The organism is Sphingobium sp. UBA5915, from assembly GCF_002431195.1.
Taxonomy (GTDB): Bacteria; Pseudomonadota; Alphaproteobacteria; order Sphingomonadales; family Sphingomonadaceae; genus Sphingobium; species Sphingobium soli.
Genome location: NZ_DJDV01000060.1, coordinates 1 through 4,412 on the forward strand (window position 1 = coordinate 1; position 4,412 = coordinate 4,412).

Annotated in this window: 6 protein-coding genes and 2 pseudogenes; 4 read left to right on the top strand and 4 right to left on the bottom strand. The window is 61.9% G+C overall.

Translation table 11 applies throughout. From position 1 onward, the window contains the following. Positions 1-74: 74 nt before the first annotated feature. On the bottom strand, positions 75-563 hold the full coding sequence (locus B2V90_RS10705; protein WP_293921225.1) for a DM13 domain-containing protein: 489 nt from the start codon (positions 561-563) through the stop codon (positions 75-77). A gap of 3 nt (positions 564-566) precedes the next feature. Continuing rightward, positions 567-1,040, bottom strand: a complete 474-nt coding sequence (locus tag B2V90_RS10710) for a peroxiredoxin family protein (RefSeq protein ID WP_293921227.1) — start codon at positions 1,038-1,040, stop codon at positions 567-569. Between the two features lie 261 nt (positions 1,041-1,301). Here B2V90_RS10710 and B2V90_RS10715 point away from each other — a divergent pair, with 261 nt between their 5' ends. Continuing rightward, positions 1,302-1,586: a thioredoxin family protein gene (locus B2V90_RS10715; protein WP_414711598.1), complete on the top strand. Its 285-nt coding sequence runs from the start codon at positions 1,302-1,304 to the stop codon at positions 1,584-1,586. On the opposite strand, the pseudogene B2V90_RS10720 reads toward B2V90_RS10715, so the two are convergent. Further along, positions 1,517-1,972, bottom strand: a pseudogene (locus B2V90_RS10720) (IS5 family transposase); the annotation flags it as partial. The gene B2V90_RS10715 and the pseudogene B2V90_RS10720 sit on opposite strands and share 70 nt — an antisense overlap. Before the next feature lie 50 nt (positions 1,973-2,022). Between B2V90_RS10720 and B2V90_RS10725 the strand changes: the two are divergent. Beyond that, complete coding sequence (locus B2V90_RS10725; RefSeq protein WP_066713890.1) at positions 2,023-3,048, top strand: IS110 family transposase; 1,026 nt, start codon at positions 2,023-2,025, stop codon at positions 3,046-3,048. A 240-nt stretch (positions 3,049-3,288) separates the two neighbouring features. On the opposite strand, the pseudogene B2V90_RS10730 reads toward B2V90_RS10725, so the two are convergent. Next, positions 3,289-3,627, bottom strand: a pseudogene (locus tag B2V90_RS10730) (transposase); the annotation flags it as partial. A 91-nt stretch (positions 3,628-3,718) separates the two neighbouring features. Here B2V90_RS10730 and B2V90_RS10735 point away from each other — a divergent pair. Next, positions 3,719-4,006, top strand: coding sequence for a hypothetical protein (locus B2V90_RS10735; protein WP_008603796.1), 288 nt, complete (start codon positions 3,719-3,721; stop codon positions 4,004-4,006). A gap of 75 nt (positions 4,007-4,081) precedes the next feature. After that, positions 4,082-4,408 (top strand): Rap1a/Tai family immunity protein, encoded by a 327-nt coding sequence (locus tag B2V90_RS23160; RefSeq protein ID WP_223178489.1) that lies wholly within the window; start codon positions 4,082-4,084, stop codon positions 4,406-4,408. The last annotated feature ends 4 nt before the right edge of the window (positions 4,409-4,412 follow it).

Here is a 4,412-nt window from a genome sequence, read left to right on the forward strand (position 1 = left end):
GACTTTCTCACCGCCGTTCTCAGCGACCGCAGCGATCATCTTCTCGGCCGCCTTCCAGCCGTCGGCTTAGAATTTCATGTGCTTTTCGCACGTCGCTGGTATTCGGCGGCACTGATGAATTGATCGAACGCTTCGCACCAAATGACGACTGTACTGAATGCGGCGACGTCGATGTCCGGCGGGACCGAGATGATGAAGCCGTCGAAGGTTTTCACGTCGCCGACCCGGCGCGACAGGTGCTTGATCGCAAGGAACTCGTCCTTCGTGCCCGCGAAGCGCGGAGCGAGGTAGAGCTTGTAATCCGGGCCGGGAGAAAGATGCCCGATGTGCGCTATACGGTTGCGCGACACCGTCACGTTGCCCTCGCCCCAATGGACGAAGTCGCTGCCCTTCAGCCGACGCTCAAATCGTCCGGTGAAGAGCGCCGCTTTCCCCGTCGCTGCTAGAGCGGCTGCATCTGGCGTTGGCGGTGCCGTCAGGATCGGAAGAGCGTAGATGCCCGCAGCAAATCCCAGCGCCAGCGTGGCAACATGGGTAGCGGCAAGGATGAGCCACCGGCGCATCGGTCAGCCTCGTTCCAGATGCGCCACCAGCTTGTCAGCGTCGAGATGAAAGTCTGAAAATACGAGTGCACCGTCGGCGTCGATGACGCTGAACCAGGGCGTGCCGCGCGTCCGATAATCTTCCATGAAAGTCGGAAGACGCGCACCCGTCGGGGGCGGATCATGTCCAAACACGACAGGCATATCATATTTCAGCTGGTTCGATCGCAGCCGTTCGAAGGTGTTCTCCTGCTCGCCCTCAAACACCGTCTGGATCACCGCGAAGCCGACGCCCCTTGTCGCTAGACTGGAATGGAGGCGCTGTAACGTCGGGAAGCCGTGCAGATGGCAGCCGCGACACCAGTGTTGAAAGGCGAAGAGGATCTTTGGTCCTTGCCCCAGATCGGAGAGCGTGACGGGGACGTCCAGCGGCTTGCCGTCAACGCCTATCCATTGCCGTACGCGGAGTTCGGGGGCGAGATGTTCGGCAGCGGTCATTGCAAATGTCATTGTCCTTCGGAGCAGCGGTCGGGGTTCACAAATTGTTTCCGCTCTCACGGTCACAGTCGTGAGAACTCGGCTTCTGCATATGACCTACAGCACTTTGGATCACCGCACGGTCTTCTCCGGTTCCGCCGACGCTCCCGCATCTCTACAATGACGCTTGTCCATTTCCTTTTCCAATAGCGGCGGGCTATAGTTTCCATAGCCACGAGCATCAGCCAATGATTTGCCGTTTCGCCTCACTACATAGGTGGCATGACAGACACGGGAGCTTCGCATCGCGAGTATCGCGAGCTCGGCAACGTCGCATGGCTGCGCGACTATGACGACGGCAAGGCGCTGGCCGCCGCACAGCGCAAACCAATGCTTCTGCTGTTCCAGGAGGTGCCGGGGTGCTCGACCTGCGTGCACTTCGGGCAGGACGTTCTGACGCATCCGCTGATGGTAGAGCTAGGGTCAGGACTCGTTGATTACAGCCAGAAGATGACGGTGGCAGCGAGGACGATGGCGGAGAAGAAGGCTGTCGGGCAGCGGTCGTAGCGGGTTGCGACGCGGCGCCAGTCCTTGAGGCGGCCGAACATGATCTCGATGCGGCTACGTCGCCGATAGCGGCGCTTGTCGTACCTGACCGGCTCGTTGCGGGACCGCCGCCCTGGGATGCAGGGCTGGATGCCCTTGGCCTGGAGCGCATCCCTGAACCAGTCGGCGTCGTAGCCGCGGTCACCTAGCAGCCACTGAGCCTTCGGCAGGTCGTCCAGCAACGCGGCCGCACCGGTGTAATCGCTGACCTGCCCGGCGGTCATAAAGAAGCTCAAGGGGCGTCCGTTCGCATCGGCTACGGCATGGAGCTTGGTGTTCATGCCGCCCTTGGTGCGGCCTATCAGGCGGCCAAGGCCCCCCTTTATGGATGGCTCGCCCCTTATCTGAACCGTTGTCGCTTCACGACAGCGGGTCGTTTGCGGAAGGAGCGAAGGTCATGGACATTTCTGTGCTCGGGATCGATCTTGGCAAGAATAGCTGCAGCGTGGTTGGGCTGGATGCCATTGGCAAGGTCGTCGTCCGCCGGCGAATGCGGCGCGAGACGGTCATCACCTACGCGGCGACCTTGCCGGCCTGCGTTGTGGCGATGGAGGCCTGCTGCGGTGCGCACCACGTGGGACGTGCCTTGGCGCGACAAGGCCATGCGGTACGATTGATGTCGCCGGAATACGTCCGCCCTTACGTCAAGGCGCAGAAAAACGATGATCGTGATGCCGAGGCGATCGCCGAGGCGGCGACACGGCCGACTATGCGGTTTGTCGAGCTAAAGACCGAGGAGCAACTCGACATGCAGACGCTCCATCGTATCCGTGACCAGCTTGTTGGAGACCGCACCTCCTTGATGAACCAGATCAGGAGCCTCCTCCTCGAACGCGGTTACATCGTCCCGCAGGGGCGTGCAAAGCTTGCCCTTCGGCTGGGTGAGATGCTGGATGGTGACGAACCGGTACTCGGCTCCCGCATTCACCGGCTGATGAGCGACATGCGCCTGCGCTGGAGAGCGCTCGACGAACGGATCGCAGATCTCGACGCCGAGTTCACCGATGCGGCTCGGGCGGATGAACGGACACGACGATTGCTGACCATTCCAGGCATTGGCGCGCTTAATGCCACCGCGCTGGTGGCAGCGGTCGGCGATGCCCGGACCTTCGGGCGTGGGCGCGACCTTGCCGCATGGCTGGGCTTGGTGCCGCGGCAGGCCACGACCGGAGGCAAGCCGCGATTGCTCGGTATCACCAAACGTGGGAGCCGCTACCTGCGCAAGAACCTGATCCAAGGTGCGCGTGCGTCCCTGCCGGTAATGAGCAAGAGCGATACGCGACTTGGCGCCTGGCTGCGCGGTCTCCTCTCACGTTCTCATCACAACACCGTCGTGGTGGCATTGGCCGCCAAGATGGCGCGTATCGTGTGGGCGCTGCTGCGACACCAGCGCACCTACGATCCGGTTGCGCAGGCAGCCTGAACAAGCTCGGTCGGCGCTCCTTGCGCCAGCTGGATGATGTCTGCGGGAGGTGAGTGAAAGATGGCCTGACAGTCGACCGGTGTCCCGGAAACCTTTGGCTAAAAATGGCACTCGATGCCGGCCCCTTTATGAGGACCAGGACGCGCGGATCTCCATCTTGGCCAACGACCTGGTGTTGGAAGGCCGGATACGTTTTCGCAGACTGCTCAGAGCATCAGACACAAACCGCTTGCCGACGGGGCGAGCCATACGTTTTACCCGCAGGCTCGATGCCGTGCGGTGCGCCTTCAGGTAGGTGGCGTCGATCATAACCGTCTTCGGCTCGGCGCCTGCCGCCGCCAGCCCTTCCATCATCCGCGTGAACACGCCTGCCTCACCCCAGCGCTTCCACCGGTTGTAGAGCGTCTTGTGTGGCCCATAGGCGCTGGGCGCATCTCGCCAGCGCAGCCCATTGCGGTTGACGAAGACGATGCCGCTCAGAACCCGTCGGTCATCCACCCGCGGCCGGCCGTGGCTCTTGGGAAAGAACGGCCGCAGCCGCTCAATCTGCTCATCCGTCAGCCAAAACAGGTCACTCATTCCGGTCTCCTCGCGGAGCCTGAATCAGATCGCGACGCTCACATCAATGGGTCCTGACCCTAGCAAACGAACTCTCACTGTTGTCGCAGGCGTGGGCGCGGCCGCGCTGGCGATCGCGGGCGTGGCGATCGCGCAAAACCACGAGGCGAACGAAAACCGGATAATCGGCAAGCACAGCGAACGAGACATCCCGCTTGCTCAGGTGCCCGAGGCCGCGATGAACGCGGCACGCGCGCAACTCGCGTCAATAAGCAAAGCGGAGCAAGTCACCCGAAAGGCGGACGGAAGCACGCTCTATGAAATCAAGGGCAAGAACAGCGACGGAAAGACGATCGAACTGTTCGTCACGCCCGAAGGCCAGGTGCTCGGCCGCGAATGATGGATCAGCACGGGGCGCCGGCCGTCGAGGGCCGTGCGCCCCTTCCGAAATGATACTGCGGAATAGGAGACGAAAATGCGGCCAAGGCGATGGATATTGTTATGCGCCGCTTTGGCCGCCCTGCCTGATAGTGCGATCGGCCAAACCGAACCCGCGTCGGCGACGGGCTCGGCGTTGTTCGTAAGCTGTCAAGCGAATGAGCCGCGATGCGGCGCTTACCTCCAAGGCGTGCTCGACATGATGATCGTCGCGCGAAAAGCGGAATGCCGCGCTCCACGCTATGACCGATCGGCGCTGCGCGCGGCATATTTACGCTGGGCGGAGCAGAATAGCTATTTTATGAGTGTTCATATGGTGGCCGGAGCTGAACGCTCGTTAGCGAAGGCTTGGCCATGTCAGTAGCATC

Bases quoted from the DNA above. Each gene is read 5' to 3' on its own strand.
- B2V90_RS10705 (WP_293921225.1), bottom strand. From the start codon at position 563: ATGCGCCGGTGGCTCATCCTTGCCGCTACCCATGTTGCCACGCTGGCG.
- B2V90_RS10725 (WP_066713890.1), top strand. From the start codon at position 2,023: ATGGACATTTCTGTGCTCGGGATCGATCTTGGCAAGAATAGCTGCAGC.
- B2V90_RS10715 (WP_414711598.1), top strand. From the start codon at position 1,302: ATGACAGACACGGGAGCTTCGCATCGCGAGTATCGCGAGCTCGGCAAC.
- B2V90_RS23160 (WP_223178489.1), top strand. From the start codon at position 4,082: ATGCGGCCAAGGCGATGGATATTGTTATGCGCCGCTTTGGCCGCCCTG.
- B2V90_RS10710 (WP_293921227.1), bottom strand. From the start codon at position 1,040: ATGACCGCTGCCGAACATCTCGCCCCCGAACTCCGCGTACGGCAATGG.